The 19,881-nt window shown below is 68.4% G+C and carries 18 protein-coding genes; 5 read left to right on the forward strand and 13 right to left on the reverse strand.

Going from position 1 to position 19,881, the window contains the following annotated elements; genetic code table 11:
- Window positions 1–28 precede the first annotated feature (28 nt).
- Window positions 29–928: a LysR substrate-binding domain-containing protein gene (locus JMF90_RS01680; RefSeq protein WP_054928667.1), complete on the reverse strand. Its 900-nt coding sequence runs from the start codon at window positions 926–928 to the stop codon at window positions 29–31.
- On the opposite strand from JMF90_RS01680, the gene JMF90_RS01685 reads away from it, so the two are divergent.
- Genes JMF90_RS01685 through dctA form a run of 3 tightly spaced genes read left to right on the forward strand, consistent with a single transcriptional unit; the run spans window position 927 to window position 3,485 of the window.
- Window positions 927–1,175 carry a hypothetical protein gene (locus JMF90_RS01685; protein ID WP_127479534.1) on the forward strand — a complete coding sequence of 83 codons (249 nt, stop codon included), beginning with the start codon at window positions 927–929 and terminating at the stop codon, window positions 1,173–1,175. The genes JMF90_RS01680 and JMF90_RS01685 overlap by 2 nt on opposite strands.
- 17 nt (window positions 1,176–1,192) lie before the next feature.
- A complete protein-coding gene (locus JMF90_RS01690) occupies window positions 1,193–2,116 on the forward strand; it encodes a LysR family transcriptional regulator (RefSeq protein ID WP_011549822.1) in 924 nt (307 codons plus the stop codon).
- 34 nt (window positions 2,117–2,150) lie between these two features.
- Window positions 2,151–3,485: a C4-dicarboxylate transporter DctA gene (gene dctA / locus JMF90_RS01695; RefSeq protein ID WP_011549823.1), complete on the forward strand. Its 1,335-nt coding sequence runs from the start codon at window positions 2,151–2,153 to the stop codon at window positions 3,483–3,485.
- 24 nt (window positions 3,486–3,509) lie between these two features.
- On the opposite strand, the gene JMF90_RS01700 is transcribed toward dctA, so the two are convergent.
- A complete protein-coding gene (locus JMF90_RS01700; RefSeq protein WP_011549824.1) occupies window positions 3,510–4,292 on the reverse strand; it encodes a substrate-binding domain-containing protein in 783 nt (260 codons plus the stop codon).
- Window positions 4,293–4,347: 55 nt separating this feature from the next.
- Window positions 4,348–5,643, reverse strand: coding sequence for an MFS transporter (locus JMF90_RS01705; protein ID WP_011549825.1), 1,296 nt, complete (start codon window positions 5,641–5,643; stop codon window positions 4,348–4,350).
- 337 nt (window positions 5,644–5,980) lie between these two features.
- On the opposite strand from JMF90_RS01705, the gene JMF90_RS01710 reads away from it, so the two are divergent.
- On the forward strand, window positions 5,981–7,489 hold the full coding sequence (locus JMF90_RS01710; RefSeq protein WP_011549826.1) for a diguanylate cyclase: 1,509 nt from the start codon (window positions 5,981–5,983) through the stop codon (window positions 7,487–7,489).
- 99 nt (window positions 7,490–7,588) lie between these two features.
- Here the strand turns inward: JMF90_RS01710 and JMF90_RS01715 are convergent, their stop codons facing one another.
- Complete coding sequence (locus tag JMF90_RS01715) at window positions 7,589–8,494, reverse strand: LysR family transcriptional regulator (protein WP_011549827.1); 906 nt, start codon at window positions 8,492–8,494, stop codon at window positions 7,589–7,591.
- Window positions 8,495–8,604: 110 nt separating this feature from the next.
- On the opposite strand from JMF90_RS01715, the gene JMF90_RS01720 reads away from it, so the two are divergent.
- Window positions 8,605–9,468, forward strand: coding sequence for an SDR family oxidoreductase (locus JMF90_RS01720; RefSeq protein ID WP_011549828.1), 864 nt, complete (start codon window positions 8,605–8,607; stop codon window positions 9,466–9,468).
- Between the two features lie 176 nt (window positions 9,469–9,644).
- Here the strand turns inward: JMF90_RS01720 and JMF90_RS01725 are convergent, their stop codons facing one another.
- The 9 genes from JMF90_RS01725 to JMF90_RS01765 all read right to left on the reverse strand — a co-directional run.
- Window positions 9,645–10,547, reverse strand: coding sequence for a GNAT family N-acetyltransferase (locus JMF90_RS01725; protein WP_054928666.1), 903 nt, complete (start codon window positions 10,545–10,547; stop codon window positions 9,645–9,647).
- 195 nt (window positions 10,548–10,742) lie between these two features.
- Window positions 10,743–11,930 carry a M20 aminoacylase family protein gene (locus JMF90_RS01730; RefSeq protein ID WP_027806326.1) on the reverse strand — a complete coding sequence of 396 codons (1,188 nt, stop codon included), beginning with the start codon at window positions 11,928–11,930 and terminating at the stop codon, window positions 10,743–10,745.
- Window positions 11,931–11,995: 65 nt separating this feature from the next.
- Window positions 11,996–13,453 (reverse strand): aldehyde dehydrogenase family protein, encoded by a 1,458-nt coding sequence (locus tag JMF90_RS01735; protein WP_054928664.1) that lies wholly within the window; start codon window positions 13,451–13,453, stop codon window positions 11,996–11,998.
- A 93-nt stretch (window positions 13,454–13,546) separates the two neighbouring features.
- Window positions 13,547–14,872, reverse strand: a complete 1,326-nt coding sequence (locus tag JMF90_RS01740; RefSeq protein ID WP_011549832.1) for an FAD-binding oxidoreductase — start codon at window positions 14,870–14,872, stop codon at window positions 13,547–13,549.
- A 2-nt stretch (window positions 14,873–14,874) separates the two neighbouring features.
- The gene (locus JMF90_RS01745) at window positions 14,875–15,609 is read right to left on the reverse strand and encodes a cupin domain-containing protein (RefSeq protein WP_054928663.1); all 735 of its coding nucleotides are present in this window, start codon (window positions 15,607–15,609) and stop codon (window positions 14,875–14,877) included.
- 120 nt (window positions 15,610–15,729) lie between these two features.
- Window positions 15,730–16,161 (reverse strand): helix-turn-helix domain-containing protein, encoded by a 432-nt coding sequence (locus tag JMF90_RS01750; protein WP_011549834.1) that lies wholly within the window; start codon window positions 16,159–16,161, stop codon window positions 15,730–15,732.
- 23 nt (window positions 16,162–16,184) lie between these two features.
- A complete protein-coding gene (locus JMF90_RS01755; protein WP_011695038.1) occupies window positions 16,185–17,519 on the reverse strand; it encodes an FAD-binding oxidoreductase in 1,335 nt (444 codons plus the stop codon).
- Window positions 17,520–17,658: 139 nt separating this feature from the next.
- Window positions 17,659–19,533 (reverse strand): ABC transporter ATP-binding protein, encoded by a 1,875-nt coding sequence (locus JMF90_RS01760; protein ID WP_011695039.1) that lies wholly within the window; start codon window positions 19,531–19,533, stop codon window positions 17,659–17,661.
- The coding region (locus JMF90_RS01765) for an ABC transporter permease subunit (protein WP_201324941.1) at window positions 19,533–19,881 on the reverse strand (349 nt) is incomplete at its 5' end. The genes JMF90_RS01765 and JMF90_RS01760, both read right to left, overlap by 1 nt.

Below are 19,881 nucleotides of genomic sequence, written 5' to 3' on the forward strand. Positions count from 1 at the left end.
TCGCGGGGCGTGCCGCCGGATGGTGCGGTCAACCCGCTTGCTGATGAGCGGCGACTTCCCGCTCGATCCACGCCAGGAAGCGCTTCACGCGCGGCAATTCCGCGTTCTGCCGCGGGTAAACGAGATGATGAGCACCGACTTCGACCGCATGGCGCTCGCCGAACACCGGCACCAGCAGCCCTTGACGGATCTTCACCGACGCGAGCATCAGGCTTTCGAGCGCGATGCCGAGGCCGAGCGCGGCGGTTTCGAGCGACATGTACGAGCGGTCGAACGAGAAGTCGAAGGTTTTCTGCGCCGCCAGCGGCACGCCGGTGCGGCCGAACCACTGCTTCCACTGGACCAGCGGCGTTTCGGAATAGATCAGACGATGGGCGAGCAGGTCTTCCGGCGCGCGCACCGGATGCCGCTCGAGGTACTGCGGCGACGCGAGCGGCGCGATGAACTCGCCGCGCACCGTCTTCACCTCGAGGTTGTCCCAGTTGCCGTAGCCGTGCCGGACGTCGATATCGTAGAAGCCGTTCGAGAACGACACGTTTTCGTACGAGCACGCGAGGTTCAGCTGGATATCGCCGTTCGCCTCCTGAAACGACGACAGCCGCGGCAGCAGCCACATCAGCCCGAAGCTCGGGCTCGAATGCACGCGCAGGATATCGACTTCGGTGCGGCTCGACGCGCGCTCGGTCGCGCGGCTGAGGTCGGCCAGCGAGCCGGTGACGTCGGCCAGGTAGCGTTCGCCGGTCGGCGTGAGGACGAGGCCGCGCCCCGAGCGCTGAAACAGCGGTTGACCGATCTGCGCTTCGAGGTTGCTGAGCTGGTGACTGACGGCGGACGCGGTCAGGCCGAGCTCTTCCGCCGCGCGGTTGACGCTTTTGGTCCGGGCGACGCTTTCGAACGCGATGATGGCCTTGAGCGGCGGAATGCGCATGCTGGAATCCGTTGAAGAGAGCGGGCTCGCGCGGCTGGCCGGCACTGGCGGCAGCGCGGCAGCGCCGGAGCCCTGCCCGCCCAAAAGCGATACGGTACATCAGGAAGCGGCACCGGGACGATCGATTCGCGGCGCGGCCCGCGCTATCCCGGCGGCCCGGAGGCACGCCGAGCCACGCCGACGCCGCCGCACGGGCGACGCGACACGCATGACGCCGGCGGAATCATGCAAAATGCTGCGCATCTGAGTGGCGGAGAGTGACCGGTGGGCATCAATTTCGATTTGACGGACTTGCAGGCGTTTCGCGCGGTCGTGGAAACGGGCAGTTTCCGCAAGGCCGCCGAAGCGGTCAGCCTCTCGCAGCCTGCGTTGAGCCGCCGGATCGACAAGCTCGAGGACGCGCTCGGCGTGCGGCTCTTCGAGCGCACCACGCGCCGCGTCGCGCTCACCACCGTCGGCCGCGTGTTCGCGCAGAGCGCCGAACAACTGCTCGACGATCTCGACGCCGCGCTGCTCGGCATCCGGGACGTGTCGTCGAGCCGCCTGGGCCATGTGACGATCGCCTGCGTGCCGTCGGTCGCCTACTACTTCCTGCCGCCCATCATCGCCCGCTATCATCAGCGCTTTCCGCGCATCCGGGTGAAGCTGCTCGACGCCGGCGCCAACGAGGTGCTGGGCGCCGTCATCAGCGGCGAAGCGGATTTCGGCGTGAGCTTCATCGGCAGCCAGGAGGCGGAGGTCGAGTTCAAGGTGCTGCTCCAGGAGCGGTTCGTCGCCGCCTGCCGCTGCGACCACCCGCTCGCGCGCAAGAAGCGCGTCACCTGGAACGAGCTTTACGAGCACGACTACGTGTCCGTGGACAAGACGTCCGGTAACCGCCTGCTGCTCGACCAGGCCTTGGCGGCCGTCGCGCCGCGCACGCCGAGCGTGTGCGAGGCGCGCCACGTCACGACACTGCTCGGGCTGATCGAGGCGGGGCTCGGCGTCGCCGCGGTGCCGTCGATGGCGATGCCGGGCCATGACCACCCTGTCCTCACGAGCGTGCCGCTCGTCGAGCCGGCCGTGAAACGGCGGGTGGGCATCGTCAAGCGGCGCGGGCGCTCGCTGACGCCGGCCGCCGAGGCGTTTCACCGGATGATCGTCGACGCGAAGCGCGGCGACGCCGCCGGCAACGGCACATCGGCATGACGACGACGGAACGGAAACGAAGGAACACCGCATCGTGAGGGCGGCCCGGCTGTTCAAATCGCTTTACGTGCAGGTCCTGCTCGCGATGATCGTCGGCATCGGCATCGGTCACGTGTGGCCGGCGGCGGGCGCGATGCTCAAGCCGCTCAGCGACGCGTTCGTCGCGCTCGTGAAGATGACCATCGCACCGATCGTCTTTTGCACGATCGTGTCGGGCATCACGTCGTTGTCGAACGGGCAGGCGATCGGCCGCACGATCGTGCGTTCGCTCGCGCTGTTCTATCTGTTGACGGCCGCCGCGCTCGCGTTCGGGCTCGTCGTCGCCTACGTGCTGCGACCGGGCGCCGGCATGCACATCGACGTCCATCATCTGGATGCGAGCATCCTCGCACCGTATGCGAAGCATGCAGAGCCGCGCAGCCTGGTCACGTTCGCGCTCGGCATGATTCCGGACACGATGCTCGGCGCATTCGCCTCGGGCGAAGTGCTGCCGGTGCTGCTGCTGTCGCTGCTGTTCGGCTTCTCGCTGAATGCGCACCCGCGCGCCGCGCGGCCCGTGCTCGCGCTAATCGACGGCATCGCCCAGGTCGTCTTTCGCGTGCTCGCGATGATCATGCGGCTCGCGCCGCTCGGCGCATTCGGCGCGATGGCGTTTACGGTGGGCCGCTTCGGCATCGGTTCGGTCGGCTCGCTGGCGAAGCTGATGGTGTCCTTCTACGTGGCCTGCGCGCTGTTCGTCGCGCTGGTGCTCGCCCCGCTCGCGCGACTGCACGGCTTCGCGCTGTGGCGGCTGTTGCGCTACCTGCGCGAAGAGTTGCTGATCGTGCTCGCGACCTCGTCCACGGAGCCGGTCCTGCCGCGCCTGATCGTCAAGCTGGAAGCGCTCGGCTGCGACAAAGGCGTCGTCGGGCTCGTGCTGCCGGCCGGCTATTCGTTCAATCTGGACGGGACCGCGATCTACCTGACGCTCGCGGCGCTGTTCATCGCGCAGGCCTGCGACGTCCCGCTTTCCGCGCCGCAGGTCGCGACGATGCTCGCGATCATGCTGGTCACGTCCAAAGGGGCGGCCGGCGTGTCCGGCAGCGGACTCGTCGCGCTGGTCGCGACGCTCGCCGTGACGCCCGACCTGCCCGTCGCCGGGGTCGCGCTGCTGGTCGGCATCGATCGCTTCATGTCGGAGGCGCGCGCGCTGACCAGCGTGATCAGCAATGCGTGCGCGGTGATCTTCGTGTCGTCGTGGGAAGGTGCGTGCGATCGTGCGCGTCTCGCGCAGCGGCTCGCGGCGGCCGGGCCGGCGTTGACGAACGGGGCCGATGAAAACGGTGCCGCGGCAGACGGCGGCGGTGACAGCGACGGGAAGACGGTCTGATACGCGCCCGCCCGTCGCTCGGGCTCAATGCGCGGAAACGGAATCCAGGCCGGTCGATTTCACGTCGGCCTGCACGTCGGGCGACGCGAGATAGTCGAGCAGCGCCTTCGCTTCCTTCGGATGCTGGGCGCCGACCGGGATGCCGGCGGCGAAGCGCGTGACGGACTGCAGCGATTCGGGAATCTTGCCGACGAAAGTCGCCCCCTTGACGGGCAGCAGCTCGCTGACCTGCTGGAAGCCGATTTCGTAGTCGCCGTTCGCGACGACCGACGCCACCGGAATCCGCGGAATCATCTTCGCCTTCGACTTCACCTGCTCCTCGACGCCGAGCTTCTTGAACAGCTCACGTTCGATGTACACGCCGCTCGCGCTGTCCGAGTAGGCGATCGATTTCGCGTGCAGCAGCACCTGCTTGAGCCCTTCCGCGGTGCTGATGTCGGGTTTCGCCGCGCCGTCGCGCACGACCATGCCGATGCGCGAGTCGGCCAGATCGACGCGGGAATCGGGGATGACCTTGCCCTGCTTGATCAGATCGTCCAGCGCGTAGCCGACCATGATCACGGCGTCGGCGGGCTCGCCGCGCGCGAGCCGGTTCGGAATCGCTTCGGGCGACTTGCCCATCGACGGGCCGAGCGCGGTCGCGAGCGTATTGCCCGTCGTGGACGCGAACCGCGGGCCGAGCACCTTGTAGGCGGCGGTGAAACCGCCCGAGCTCATCACGTGCAGCTCGGCGGCCTGTACGTTGGCCGCCACCGCCGCGGTGGCGACGAGCGCGGTCGCGCAGCATTTCAGGAACAGATTTCTCATGGTCGTGGTCGTGCGAATACGTGGGTGGGGATGAACGTTCCGGCCGGGCCGGGCCTCAATGCGCCGGCGTCAACGTCGCGGCGCGGCGACGATAGAGCGCGAACGTCGCGAGCAGCGCGCACACCGCGGCGAAGCTCATCCAGTAGCCCGGTGCGGCCTTGTCGCCCGTCATGTGAATGAGCCCGGTCGAGATGGCCGGCGTGAAGCCGCCGAACACGGCCGTCGCGAGGCTGTAGGCGAGCGAGAAGCCCGCGACGCGCACCTGCACCGGCATCACTTCGGTGAGCGCGACGACCATCGCGCCGTTGTACATGCCGTACATGAACGACAGCCAGAGCAGCACGAGCAGCATGTTGACGAACGACGGCGCATGCGCGAGGAACGACAGCGCCGGGTAAGCGGTCACGACGGTGAGCATCGTCATGCCGACCAGCAGCGGCCGGCGGCCGATCCGGTCGGACAGCGCCCCGCCGATCGGCAACCACACGAAGTTCGACACGCCGACGCAGAGCGTGACGAGCAGGCTGTCGGCGGTGCTCAGATGCAGCACCGTCTTGCCGAAGGTCGGCGCGTAGACGGTGATCAGGTAGAAGCTCGTGGTGGTCATCGCGACCAGCATCATGCCGGCGACCACGACGCCCCAGTTCTGGACCAGCGTGCCGAACACCTCCTTCATGCCCGGACGATGCTTGCGCGCCTTGAACTCCTGGGTTTCCTCCAGATTGCGGCGCAGCATGAAGATGAACGGCACGATCATGCAGCCGACGAAGAACGGCACGCGCCATCCCCACGCCGCGATCTGCGAGGCGCTCAGCCACTGATTGAGCGCGAAGCCGAGGGCCGCCGCGATGACGATCGCCACCTGCTGGCTCGCCGATTGCCAGCTCGTGAAGAAGCCCTTGCGGCCCGGCGTTGCCAGCTCGGCGAGATAGACCGACACGCCGCCCAGCTCGGCGCCCGCGGAGAAGCCCTGCAGCAGCCGGCCGATCAGCACGAGCACGGGCGCCAGCAGCCCGATCGTCGCGTAGCCCGGCACGAACGCGATCAGGATGGTGCCGCTCGCCATGATGGACAGCGTGACGATCAGGCCCTTGCGGCGGCCGACCTCGTCGATGTACGCGCCCAGCACGATCGCGCCGAGCGGCCGCATCAGGAAGCCGGCGCCGAACACGGCGAAGGTCATCATCAACGATGCGAATTCGCTTTGCGCGGGGAAGAAGACGTTGGCGATCTGCGTGGCGTAGAAGCCGAACAGGAAGAAGTCGAACTGCTCGAGAAAGTTGCCGGCCGTGACGCGAAAGATCGCGGCGGCCTTCGAGCGTTCGGCCGGAAGGCTGGACGAGGGGTGCATCTGGGTGTCTCCTGAAAATCCTGGAATACGCGGGAGGGGCTGATCGATTGTCGTTTTCCGGCATGTTGGCGCGGTATCGATCAAACGATAAGTGCGATTTTCGGAACGATTGATGCAGGCTGGTTATCAATCGAAAGCGACCCGCGCGGGTCCGGACGGTGAGCGGGCCGTATCGCGGCATGGCCGCACACGTTTGCGTCGCCGCGCCGGGCCGATGCCGTCGACGGGCGGTCGATGAGCGGTCATGTCGGCCTCGATTTTTTGTTAACCGTGCCGTTAACCCTGACTGGACCCGCGCCGGCGCAAATGCAGCCGGCATCTCAAAACGAGCGCGAGCATGCCCGCATTCACTTCGATCGAGAAAATCGCCGACTGGGCCGGACGCCACCCGTTCGTCGTCGGCGCGTTGGGCACGCTGATGTCGCTGGCGGCACTCGGGATCAGCGCGGTGACGCTGTGGGTCGCGCGCAGCGAAGTCATCGAGCACGCGCATGAGACGTCGCGCAACGTCGCGGCCGTCCTGGCGAGTCAGATCGCGAGGACGGTCGAAACGTCGAACAACGCGCTGGTCGCGTTGGCCGCCGATCTCGGCAAGCCGGCGGTACAGCGGATGGACGTCGGGTTGCGGCACGACCTGCTGTTCGAGCGCACCGCGGCGCAATACATGACCGGCATGGGCGTGACCGACCGGCGCGGCCGCCTCATTGACGGGTGCTGCAGCACGACCCATCGCTGGGACTTCGCCGATCGCGACTACTTCAAGGTCCATCGCGATGCGGACAACGTCGGGCTCTACGTCTCCCAGCCCTATCGCGCGCGCTCGCGCGGCGGCAAGGAATCCATCGCGCTGTCGCGGCGCATCGAGCGGCCGGATCATACGTTCGACGGGATCGCGGTCGTCGCCGTCGATCTCGCTTACTTCGAGCAGTTGCTGTCCCGCCTCGATGTCGGGCCGAACGGCGTCAGCGCGATCGTGCGCGCGGACGGCACGATCCTCGCGAGAAACCCGTCGTTGAACGACGGCCAGATGAACCTCCTGCGCCGCTCGAAATCCTTCCAGCGGATGGTGAACAGCGAATCGGGCTTCTATCCCGCGCGTTCGAGCATCGACGGCATCGTGCGGCTGTACACCTACCAGCGGATACCGGGCACCCCGCTGATCGCGGTCGTCGCGCCGGCCGAAAACGACGTGCTGGCCGGCATTCGGCGCCTGTCGTGGACGGTCGGCGTGTCGGCGTCCGTGATCGGCGCGTCGTTCTGCGCGGTGGTCTGGCTGCTGGCCTTCGCGTTGCGCGACAACTTCCGCAAGCAGACGCTGCTCACCGATCTCACGCGTACCGATCCGTTGACCGGATTGCGCAATCGTCGCGCGCTCGATACCGCACTGGCCGACGAATGGGAGCGGCTGCAGCGCGGCAGCGGCGGCAGCCTGTCGGTGCTGTTCATCGACGCCGATCACTTCAAGCAGTACAACGACCAGCACGGGCACGCGCAGGGCGACACCGCGCTGCGTTTTCTCGCCGAATGCATCCGCGCGCATACGCGGCGGCGCGGCGACCTCGCTGCGCGCTACGGCGGCGAGGAATTCGTCGCGGTGTTGCCGGATACGGACGAAAACGGCGCCGCGCAGGTCGCCGAAGCGATTCGCCGGGAAGTCGAAGGCAACCGGCTCGTCGGGTTTGCGGAAACCGTGCCGCCTTTCACCGTCAGCATCGGCTGTGCGACCGGTCGGCGCGCGCGGCACGCGTCCATGCTCGCGCTGTCGCACCAGGCGGACATGGCGCTCTACCGCGCGAAGCGCGAAGGCAGGAACCGCGTGTGTTGCGCGCAGCCGGACGCGGTGTGAAAGCCGCGGTTCGATCGGGACGGGTGGCGTGGCATGCGCCCTTGCCGATCGCGACGGCCGCCCGCTCGGGACATCGCGATGCGCGCCGCCGTGGCCGTTTCACTGCCCGGGTTCGATATACGCGGCCAGTTCTTCCGGCTCGCCTGACGGAAACGCGTCCTTCAGGTGATCGAGAAACGCGGACACGCGTGCGCTCAATAATCGCCTGGACGGATACAGCGCCCACAGGGCGATATCGGACCCCGGTACGTCGCCCCAACTGACGAGCGTGCCGGCAGCCAGATCGCGGCTCACGAGCGAGATCGGGAGGCACGCGGCGCCCAGGCCGAGGCGGACCGTATCGCGCACCATGCTCAGCGACGACAGCCGCGCCACCGGTTCGACCGGGATGCGCGCCGTGCCGGCCGGGCCGGTGACTTCCCATGCAGTGCGCGTATCGTTCGCGCCGCGCACCACGGCCGGTGCCGGCGTGGGCACGTCGCCGCCGGGCCGCGCCAGCCCCGGCTTCGCGACGACGACCAGCCGGTCGCGCAGGATCACGCGCCCGATCAGGCTCTCGTCGGGGTCCGGGTTCACGCGGATCACGAGGTCGTACCCTTCCTCGATCATGTCGACCGGCCGGTCTTCCGTCGTCACCTCCAGCCGGACGTCCGGGTATCTCAGCGCGAACGTCGCCACCAGCCTCCCCATCGCGAACTGGGAAAACAGCATCGGCGCGCTGATACGCAGCCGGCCGCGCGGCCGCTCGCTCCCCGCTGCAATCGCCGACGCGCTGTCGGCCAGTTCCGCGAGCAGCGCGCCCGTGCGCTCGTAGAGCGCGCGCCCTTCCTGCGTGAGCTTCACGCCGCGCGATCCGCGCTCGAACAGGCGCAGCGACAGACTGTTCTCCAGTTCCGCGACGCGGCGCGACAGCGTCGCCTTCGGGCGAGCCGCGACCCGCGCGGCTTCCCCGAAGCTGCCATGGCGGGCGACGAGATTGAAATCGGCGAGAGCGAGCAGGTCCATGCGTTCCACCAGTGAGACGACATGTCTATTTATCACATCTTCCGGATCGTGTGTGGATCACTTAACTTAGGTAGGCAGTCAACCCGACCATTACCTCAGGAGTGAACATCATGACCATTCTCGTTACCGGCGCCACCGGCCGTATCGGCCGCCAGCTCGTCCGTCAACTCGTCGATCGCGGCGCCGACGTGCGCGTGCTGGTGCGCGATCCGGCCAAGGCCGATTTTCCGGCGGCCGTGACCGTCGCGCAGGGCGACATGCTCGACGTCGACGCGCTGCGGGCGGCCTTCTCCGGCGTGCGCACGCTGTTCCTGCTCAACGGCGTGGCGGGCGACGAATTCACGCAGGCGCTGATCGTGCTGAACCTGGCCCGCGAAGCGGGTATCGAGCGCGTCGTCTATCTGTCGGTCCTGCACGCCGACCGCTTCGTGAACGTGCCGCACTTCGCGGTGAAATTCGGCGCGGAGCGGATGATCGAGCAGATGGGCTTCAGCGCGACGATCCTGCGGCCCGCGTATTTCATGGACAACGATGCGACGGTCAAGGACGTGATCGTCGGGCACGGCGTGTACCCGATGCCGATCGGCGGCAAGGGCATCGCGATGATCGACGCGCGCGACATCGCGGAAGTCGCGGCGCTCGAGTTGATCCGCCGCCACGATGCGCCCGGCAAGCTGCCGGTCGAGACCCTCAATCTCGTCGGGCCCGACACGCTGACCGGCCCGCAACTGGCGTCGATCTGGTCGGACACGCTCGGCCGCCCGGTTGCCTATGGCGGCGACGATCCGACGCCGTTCGAAGACAATTTCGCGACATTCATGCCGAAATGGATGGCGTACGAAATGCGGCTGATGGCCGAACGCTTCGTCAGCGACGGGATGGTGCCGGAGGCCGGCGACGTCGAGCGGCTGACCGCGATCCTCGGCCGCCCGCTGCGGACGTATCGTGACTTCGTGGCGACGCTCGTGCGTTGAGCGGGATGCGACGCACTCATGCGCCGCGCGGCAGTGCAGGGAGTCGCCGAGCGGTTGAACCGGCGGCGTGCGCGGCCGGTTCGCCGCGACCGCCATACTGTTGCCGGCGACAGCGGTCACGCGGCCGCGCCCCTGGCGTCCGGATCGGGCGGGAGCCGGACACCAGGTCGGGCCCGCTACAACATCGCCTGACTGACCAGCCCGTACAGCCCGACTACCGGGTCGGCCGCGCCCTCGTGTGCCGCGGCCGGCGCATTGCGAACCATCTTCGAACAGGTATCCACCTGCTTCAGTCCCTGTTCGCTCAGCCACGCCGGCAAACTGCTCCCGTCAGGCACATCGATCCGCACGAATTCGCCGTCCCGTTTCGTCAGCCAATAGCCGATCAGCGCCTTCGCATGCGCATCGTCGCCCGAACGCGGCGCAACCACCGGGCCGACCACGTAACCGCGGCCGAAGCGCCGCAGCACCGAAAACCCGACGACCTCGCCGTCGCGTTCGAGCACGACGCTTTCTCCCCGCGCCTGCAACGCGGACAACAGCGCTTCGCGCTCAAGGCCGGACGCACGCGCGTCGAGTTCGACGAGACGCGGCCAGTCGGCCGGCGATCCGGCGCGCAGCCGCTCGCCATCGGGCACGGCTACCGCGGCGGGCCGATCCACGTTCCCCTGATACTGGCTCAACGATCCGCACACGTTGAATCCCAGTTTCTCGTAGAGCGGCCGACCGGCCGGCGTCGCATGCAGAAACGTGATGCGCGGCCCCAGCTCATCGAGGAGCGTCTCCATCAGTTTGCGGCCGATTCCCCGCCCCTGATGCGCGTCGGAGACGATCACGTGCCCGATCGCCGCGCGATCCGCACCGTACTTCCAGCACATCGCCGTGCCGATGACCACGCCGTTTTCCTCGGCCGCGAACGCGATCGACGTGTCGGCGGAAAACTGCCAGTCTTCCGCCCGGAACGGCCAGCGCAGCGCCATGGAAAGCGCATGGGCAGCGGGGACGTCCTCTGCGGTGAATCTGCGGTAGTGAAGCGCGGACGTCGCGCCGCGCTCCTTCACTTCATGTTCCTGGGTCATCAAGCAGTCCGTCTAAATGGTGTTTTCGTGCGACACGGCACGTCAGAAAAATGCGCAGTGACCACATCGAAGCGGCTAAAAATTGCACGGCGCTCCCCGGCTGGCATGAATGCCCGACGATCAGGAAGCACGCCGTTCCCGGACCTGACGCCCGATCAACCAGACATCAGCCGGTTTCCACGCCGCTCCGAAGCATCACGCCGATCGCGTGAAGTAATGCTGCGCCAACGCGACCCAATACCGGACGCCGGCCGGAATGATGTCGTCGTTGAAGTCGTATTTCGGGTGATGCAGCGCCGGTGAGGCCGCGCCATCCTGCGCATTGCCGATCAGCACGTACGCGCCCGGCCGCTCCTCCAGCATGAAGCCGAAGTCCTCGGACGTCATGTTCGGCGGCACGTCGGGAGACAGGCGCTCGTCGCCGAACGTATCGCGAATCACCGCTTCGCACAGCGCCGTCTCGGCCGGCGTGTTGACCGTCGCCGGGTAGTACTGGAAAAACTCCACGTCGACCTGCGCCCCATAGGCCCCCGCGAGCCCTTCGCACGCGAGCCGAACGTCGCGCTGCAGCTTCTGCTGCAAGGCCGACGACAGCGTGCGGATCGTGCCGCGCAGCTCGGCGGTGTCGGGAATCACGTTGTCCGTCGTGCCCGCATGAAACATGCACACGGAAATGACCGCGGGGTCGACGGGGTCCTTGTGCCGCGCGGCGATGGTCTGACACTGCAGCACCATCGAGCACGCGAGCGGCACCGGATCGATGCCCAGATGTGGCTGCGCCGCGTGCGCACCCTTGCCCGTCACCGTGATCCTGAAGCGCGAGCCCGCGGCCATGATCGCGCCGGTGCGCAACCCGAAATGCCCGGCCGGCAACCCGGGCCAGTTGTGCATGCCGAATACCGCTTCCGTCGGGAATTGCTCGAACAGCCCGTCGTCGATCATCCTGCGCGCGCCCGCGCCGCCCTCTTCGCCCGGCTGAAACACGAAATGGACGGTGCCGGGCAACTGCGGCAATTCCTTCAGCACGCGCGCGGCGCCGAGCAACATCACGGTATGGCCGTCGTGGCCGCACGCATGCATGATCCCGTGCGAGCACGACGCATGCGCGAAGTCGTTGGCTTCGTGGATCGGCAACGCGTCCAGGTCGGCGCGCAACACGATGCCGCGGCCCGGATCGGCGCCGGGCAGGCTCGCGACCACGCCCGTGCCACCCAGCCCGCGCGACACCGCGTAACCGAGCGCTTCGAGCTCGCGGGCGACGACGTCGGCCGTCCGGTGTTCCTCGAATCGCAACTCGGGATGCGCATGCAGGTCGCGGCGCAGCTTCGCCCAGTGCGCACGGTGCGCGTTCAACGACGTGTCGGGGATGATGGCGTTTTCCAATCTCGGCACCCTTGCAAAGCCAACCGGTTCAAATCACGACTGCCGCATCGCGCGCGGCAGCCGCCTCAATCATAAAAGCCCAGGACAGACTTGACCTCCATATACTCCGCCATTCCTTCGATCCCGTACTCGCGGCCGTTGCCCGACTGCTTGTATCCACCGAACGGCGCCTGAGGGTCCCATGCCGGGTAGTTCAGATGCACCTGCCCGGCCTGGATACGCGCGGCCACCGCCCGCACGCGCGCCATGTCGGTGCCCTGCACGTGCGCGCCGAGCCCGTATACCGTGTCGTTCGCGATCGCGATCGCTTCTTCCACGGTGTCGTAAGGCAGGATCGCGAGCACCGGGCCGAAGATCTCCTGCTGCGCGATCGCCATGTCGGTGCGCACGTCGGAGAAGATCGTCGGCCGCGCATAGAAGCCTTTGTCGAGGCCCGCCGGCCGGCCGGGGCCGCCGGCGATCAGCTTCGCGCGTTCGTCGATGCCCACGTCGATCATCTGCGCGACCCGCCCGAACTGCGCGCGATTGGCGAGCGGCCCGTGCGTGGTGGCCTCGCCGAACGGATCGCCGACGACGAGCGTTTGCATCGCCGCGACGGCCAGTTCCTCGACCGCACCGAGCACGGCGCGCGGCACGATCATGCGGGTCGGCGCGCTGCACGATTGCCCCATGTTGCGGAACGCGGCGGCCACGCCCGGCGGGATCGCCCGCGACAGGTCCGCATCCGGCAACACGACGTTAGGCGACTTGCCGCCCAGCTCCTGCGCGACGCGCTTGACGGTCGTCGCCGCCGCCTGCGCGACGAGCACGCCGGCGCGCGTCGAGCCGGTGATCGACACCATGTCGACTTCCGGATGCGACGACAGCGCGGCCCCCACCGTTTCGCCGCTGCCGCTCACGAGGTTGAATACGCCGCCGGGCACGCCCGCGTCGGCGACTACTTCCGCGAACAGCAACGCGCTGAGCGGCGACAGCTCGCTCGGCTTCAGCACCACCGTGCAGCCTGCCGCGAGCGCCGGCCCGACCTTCGCGGTGATCTGATAGATCGGCCAATTCCACGGCGTGATCAGCGCGCATACGCCGATCGGCTCGCGGGCGATCGCGGTCGTCCCGCGCCGCTCGACGAACGGGTAGCTCGCGAGGTTGTCGCGTGCAACGCGAATGTGTTCGGCCGCGAGCGGCACGTGCGCGCCGCGTGCATAGCCGATCGGCGCGCCCATCTCCAGCGCGAGCGCCGTGGCGAACAGCTCGGCACGTTCCAGGATCAACGCATGGATGCGGTCGAGCAGCGCCGCGCGTTCCTGCGGCGACGTCGCGGACCAGCGGTCGAACGCATTGCGCGCGGCCTGCACCGCGCGGTCGGCGTCGCGCGCGCTGCCGAGCGGGATCTCGCACAGCGTGTCCTCGGTGGACGGGCTGATGACGGCAAACCGCTCGCCGCCTTCGGGCAGCACCCACTCGCCGTCGATGAAGAAGCGATCGAGCCTTCCGGCTTGCATCAGGTGAACAACAGGGGAATTCATTGCAAGGGGTCCTTGAGTCGATACCGTGCGCCGACGCACGGCGAAAGCCACGATGGGCCGAGGCAGCGGCCGGAGCGCGTCGCAGCCGCCCGGCTAGAAATCCGCGACCTTGCCCCAGGCGGACTCGCTGAACCGGCCGGGCCGGTACGGCGTCGGGTCCACGAACGGCTCCGCACCGGACGCGAGATCGGCGATCAGGTGCCCGGCGCCCGGGCCGATCCCGAAGCCGTGCCCCGAGAAGCCCGCCGCGAGGATCAGCCCCGGCACGCCCGGCACTTCGCCAATGCCCGGCACGCCGTCCGGCGTGCTGTCGACGAAGCCGGCCCATGCGTGCGTGATCGTCGCCTCGCGCAGCTCAGGCAACAGTTCGGACGCGCGGCGGTACGTTTCGGCGACCGTCGACATGTCGGGCTTCGGATCGAGAATGCGCACCGCTTCCATCGGCGTCGGCGCATCGAGGCGCCAGCGCTTCAACGTTTCATGACCGCCGCGTACGCCTTCGAGGCCGCCCGGCAGCAGGTTGCGCCAGCGCTTCGCGAACATCGGCACGAATTGCGGCGCGAAGCGCAGGAACTGCGGCGTCGGGTCCACGCGCGCGCGGCCGCTGATCGCCAATGCATAGCGTCCGTCGCAGCGGCGCGTGATGGACACGCCGGACGTGTACATCGCACCCGGCAGCGGCGTGTCGACGGGCGATACGCTCAGGATCGACTGACGGATCGACGCCTGCGGAAAGCGGATGCCGAGCTGGCGGCAGAACGACGACGCCCATGCGCCGCCGGCCATCACGGCCGTCCGGGTCTTGATGACGCCGGCCTCCGTGACGACGCCAGCGACACGGCCGCCTTCGAGCTCGATACCGCGCGCCGCGCAGTGCTGGTGGACGCTGCCGCCCAGCTTGATCAGCGCGGCGGCCACGGCCGGCGCGGCCTTGCCGGGGTCGGCCGTACCGTCGGTCGGCGAAAAGACGCCGCCCTTCCACTGCCGCCCGGTCGCCCGTCCGCGCTCGGCGGCCTGCTTGCTGTCGAGCATGTACGTGGTCACGCCCGCGGTCTTCGCGAATTCGCCCCAGCTGGCCCAGCGGGACAGCTCGGCTTCGTCATTGCTGAGATACAGCAGCCCGCAGCGATGAAAGCCCGTGTCTTCTCCGGATTCGGCGGCGAATCGTTCCCACAGATCAATGCTCTTGCTCGCCATCGGCAACTCGCGCGCATCGCGGTTCTGCTGCCGGCACCAGCCCCAGTTGCGGCTCGACTGTTCGGCGCCGATGCGCCCCTTCTCGACGAGCGCGACCGACAGCCCGCGCCGGGCCAGATAGTAGGCGGTGAAGACGCCGATGATGCCGCCGCCGATCACGACGACGTCGGCCGCGGCCGGCGGCGTGGACAAGGTTTCGATATGACGCAGCGGAGGGGACATGCTCAGTCTCGTTCGGTGGAAGGTTTGACGTTCTGCATCACGTAGAACTTCGCCACGCGTTCGCTGCTTTCCCACCCGATCGACGCGCCGCGCGGCACGAACAGCGCATCGCCGGCACCGACCGACTGCACGCTGCCGTCGGGCGCCGCGAAGCGGACGCCGCCGTCCAGCAGGAACATGAACTCGTTGGCGCGATGCGGCCGGACGATCCGGTGATACGGCGTCGAATCCCACGTGCCCGCGCAGTATCCGGCTGCGTCGTCGGTGAACACGTTGTCGCTGCGGCATTGCGGCGCGGGGCCGAGCAGCACCTCGGCCGGCAGCGTGGCGGACGGCTTGAAATCCGCGTCGGCGTACAGCGCAAAGACGCCTTGTTTCGTCGGGGTCGCGCACGCTGCCGAGCAGAACGTCAGCAGCACGGGCGATGGCGCCGCGATGCGCAGCGCGGTGCCGCAACCGATCACGGCGCCTTGCCCCGGGCCGACCACCAGCGGTGCGGCCCCGGCCGCTTCGAGCGTCAGCTCGCCTTCGACGACGACGAGAGTTTCGATGTGCGGAAAGCTCGACACGTCCAGCTCGCCGGCGAAGCGGATACGCCCCGCGGCCATCGCGTCGGGGCCTTCCCACGCGATCTCGCGATGCGACGCGAACGGATCGCTCGCGCCGAACGCCTGCTTGCGGAATGCGGTGGAAGAAGGTGCGCCGTCGGCCCGGTGCAACACGAAAACTGCGGTCATTTCTGCTCCTGTGCAGTGCGTGGCGGCCTGGTTCAACGCCGTCACGCGATATCGGAAATCGTCGTTCGCCGGCTCTCCGGCCGGAAAATCGTCAGCGGGGCATGTCGTCCATGCGTGCGCTTACGCCGCGTGGCACGACGCTTCGCGGCGTTCGGTGCGCAGGCGCGTCGACGGTGTTCGTACCGGTGCGCCGCCGGTTCGGGCAACCACGTAATCGCGCGGCGTGATGCCGAGCACGCGCCGGAAATGCCGGCACAGATGGCTCTGATCGAAGAAGCCGACGTCGGTCGCGACGACCGACGGCGCGAGACCGGCGCGCAACAGGTCCTGCGCCCGCCGTATCCGCACGAGACACAGATACCGGTGCGGCGACAGCCCGGTTTCGCTGCGAAAGCGCGCGGTGAAACGCGACACGCTCAAGCCGGCCACCGCCGCGAGCGTGTCGAGGTTCAGCGGCTGCGCGAACGACGCGTCGATCGTGCGCAGCACGTCGCCGATCGCCGGCGAGACGGGCCGCGCGACACGCGGCGAACCAACGAATTGCACTGTCATATCGAGTTCTCCCCGCGCTCGCTTCAATGCAGGAAATCCTGCATCCGGTAATACGCGCCGACGAGCGGCAGGAACCACGCGTGTCCGAAATGGCCCGGTATCGCCGGCCATTCGAGCTCGCGCCACGGGTTCGACGCGGCCGCGCCATACAGCACGTCGGCCATCACGCGGCCCATGTGCACCGACATCTGCACGCCGTGGCCGCTGTAGCCCATCGAGTAATAGAGTCCGTCGTGCTGGCCCGCGCGCGGCAGCCGGTCGGCGGTGATGTCGACCAGCCCGCCCCAGCAGTAGTCGAGGCGCACGTTGGCCAGCTCGGGGAAATAGCCGGCCATGCCGGCGCGCAGGATGTCGCCGCTCTTCGCATCGGAGCGCGGGCTCGACATCGCGAAACGCGCGCGTCCGCCGAACAGCAGCCGGTTGTCGGGCGTCACGCGGAAGTAGTTGCCGATCTGGCGCGACGTCACGTACGCACGGCGATGCGGAAACAGCCGGTTCAACTGCGCGTCGGGCAGCGGCTCGGTCACGACGATGAAGCTGCCGACCGGCGCGATGCGTCGCCGGAACCACGCGAACGGCCCGTGCTGCGACGCACCGGTCGCGACCAGCACGCGGTCGGCGACGATCGTGCCGCGGGCGCAGGTAATTCGGTGGCGCTCGCCGTCGAGCCGGTCGAGCTGCGTGACGGCCGCGTGCTCGTACACACGTGCGCCGGCCCGCACGGCCGCTTGCGCGAGGCCGACGCCGAACTTGCCCATGTGCATCTGCGCGCCGTTGCGCTGCAGGAGCCCGCCGTAGAAACCGTCGGACGCGATTTCATCGCGGATTCGCGACGGCTCGATCAGTTCGATATCGGGATCGACGTCGCGCCGCAACGCGTCGAAGGTCTTTTCGAGCCCCGCGAAATGCTGCGGTTTCGCGGCGAGCTTCAGCTTGCCCGCCCGCCGGAAATCGCAATCGATCGCCTGTTCGGTCACGATCGTCTCGACGCTCTTCACCGCGCTTTCGTAGGCGCGATAGAACTGCTTCGCGGGCTCGGCGCCGATGCGCGCGGCCAGCGACGCGTAGTCCTGCGCGACGCCCGTATTGCACTGGCCGCCGTTGCGGCCGGACGCTTCGCCGGCGACTTGCGCGGCTTCGAGCACGACCACCGAGACGCCGCGCTGCGCGAGCGCGAGCGCCGCCGACAAGCCGGTGAAACCGCCACCGATCACGACCACATCGGCCCGCCCCTCGACGGGCCCAACGCTGCCGTCGCGAAACGCGGGGCGGGTATCCAGCCAGTACGATTCCAGTTTCATCGGATCCTTCTTTTGCATGCCTGCAACGACGATCGGCGACCGTTCAATGAGAATCATTTAATCACCGTCAAAAACCGCAGTTGCCGCGTATTCGCGCGCGGCACGCGTACAAATCGCCGTTTTGCGCGACCGCCGCAGCAGACTATGCGGCGGCCCGTTCACCGCACCGCGCGATGAACGGTTCGCGCGCCACGCACTACGGTTGCACCGGCGTGACGCCGGCCGGCACCGGCTCCGCCTGGAAACTCGCGAGATCCTCCTCGCTGCGATGGCACAGCACCTGCGCGCCGTTGCCGAGCGTGCGCAGCGACGGGGCCGTCCGGTTGCACACGCCGTCCACCCGCATCGCGCAGCGCGACAGGAACGGACACAGCTCGTCCTCGTGCTCGCGCTCGCCGATCGGCACCAGCGGCCGGTGGCAACGCTCGGCCGCATCGTCGAGCCAGCCCGCGCGCAGTTCCGGCGCGGACGACACCAGCAAGTGCGAATACGGGTGATAAGGCGGCGCGCACAGCGCGTCGCGACTGCCCGTCTCCACGCGGCGGCCCGCATACAGCACGACGATGTCGTCGCTGATCGCGCGCACCTTCGCGATGTCGTGCGTGATGAACACGTACGACACGCCGAGCTTCGCCTGCAGGTCGCGCAGCAGCTCGATGATCGCGGCGCCGACGACGGTGTCGAGCGCCGACGTGACCTCGTCGCACAGGATCAGGTCGGGCTCGGCCGCGAGCGCGCGCGCGAGGTTCACGCGCTGCTTCTGCCCGCCCGACAGTTCGCCGGTACGCCGCGACGCCACCGCCGGCGGCAGCCGCACGAGCTCGAGCAGTTCCGCGACGCGCTGGCGTGCACGCGCGCCCTTGATCCCGTGATAGAACGCCAGCGGCCGCGCGAGCGTGCGCTCGACGGTATGCACCGGGTTGAGCGCGGTATCGGCGTTCTGGAACACGATCTGCACGCGGCGATGCTGCTCCTTCGTCCGTTTGCCGATATCGCGCGCGAGCGGCTCGCCGTCGAGCAGGATCGCGCCGCCGGTCGCCGGCACGAGGCCCGCGATCACCTTCGCGAGCGTCGTCTTGCCGGAGCCCGATTCGCCGATCACGCCGACCGTCTGCCCGCGCCCGATGCGCAGGTCGACTTCATGCAGGATCACTTTCGCGGGCCAGCCGTTCGCGGCGCGGCCGCCGTAGCCGGCGATCGCGCCGCGCACGTCGAGCAGCGGCGCCGGCGCGGCCGGCTCGCGTGCCTGCGCTTGCGTGTCGCGTTCGGCATCGTTCGGCGTGACCGCCGCGATCAGGCTCTGCGTGTACGGGTGCGCCGGCGCATGCAGGATCTGTTCGGTCGCGCCCGCCTCGCGGATCACGCCGTCGCTCAGCACGACGATCCGGTCGGCCATCTGCGCGACCACGGCCAGGTCGTGCGACACGTACACCGCACTCATCCCGTAGCGCTGGATCACGCTCTTGAACGCCTGCAGCACGTCGATCTGCGTGGTCACGTCGAGCGCGGTGGTCGGCTCGTCGAGAATCACCAGCTCCGGATCGGTGATCAGCGCCATCGCGGCCATCAGCCGCTGCAGTTGACCGCCCGATACCTGGTGCGGATAGCGCTTGCCGATCGTCTCCGGCTCCGGCAGCGCGAGCGCGCGAAACAGCTCGATCGCCTTCGCCTGCGCGTCGCGCTTCGTCATCGTCTTGTGGATCAGCGCGGCCTCGATCACCTGGTCGAGAATCGTGCGCGACGGGTTGAACGCGGCGGCGGCGCTCTGCGCGATATACGCGACCTTGCGGCCGCGCAGCGCGGTCAGCGCCGCAGCCGAAAGCGTGCACACGTCGGTGCCGTCGAGCTTCACCGAGCCGCCGGCGATCCGGCATCCGGTACGCGCATGGCCCATCAGCGACAACGCGATCGTCGTCTTGCCGGAGCCCGATTCGCCGATCAGCGCGAGCACCTCGCCGCGCCCGATGTCGAAGTCGACGCCGTGGACGATCGTCGTTTCCTCGCCGCCCGGCCGGCCGCCGACCACGCGCAGCCCGCGCACCTCGACGAGCGGGTTCGATTCGTGTCGCATCAGTGTCCTCCGGCGGCGCCGGCCGCGCCCTTGCGGCGGCCGCGATGCGGCAGGCCGTCGATCATCAGGTTGACGCCCACCGTCAGGATCGCGATCGCGACCGCGGGAATGATCGCGACGGCCGAGCCGTCGCCGAGGCTCGCGATGTTCTCGCGCACGAGCGAACCGAGGTCCGCATACGGCGGCTGCACGCCGAGCCCGAGAAAGCTCAGGCCGCTCAGCAGCAGCACGACGAACGTGAAGCGCAGCCCGGTATCCGCCAGCATTGGGTGGATCATGTTCGGCAGCATCTCGACGCACGCGATGTACAGCGCGCTTTCGCCGCGCGCCCTGGCCACCTGCACGAAT

The organism is Burkholderia sp. E168m23, from assembly GCF_016586125.1.
GTDB classification, from domain to species: Bacteria; Pseudomonadota; Gammaproteobacteria; order Burkholderiales; family Burkholderiaceae; genus Burkholderia; species Burkholderia orbicola.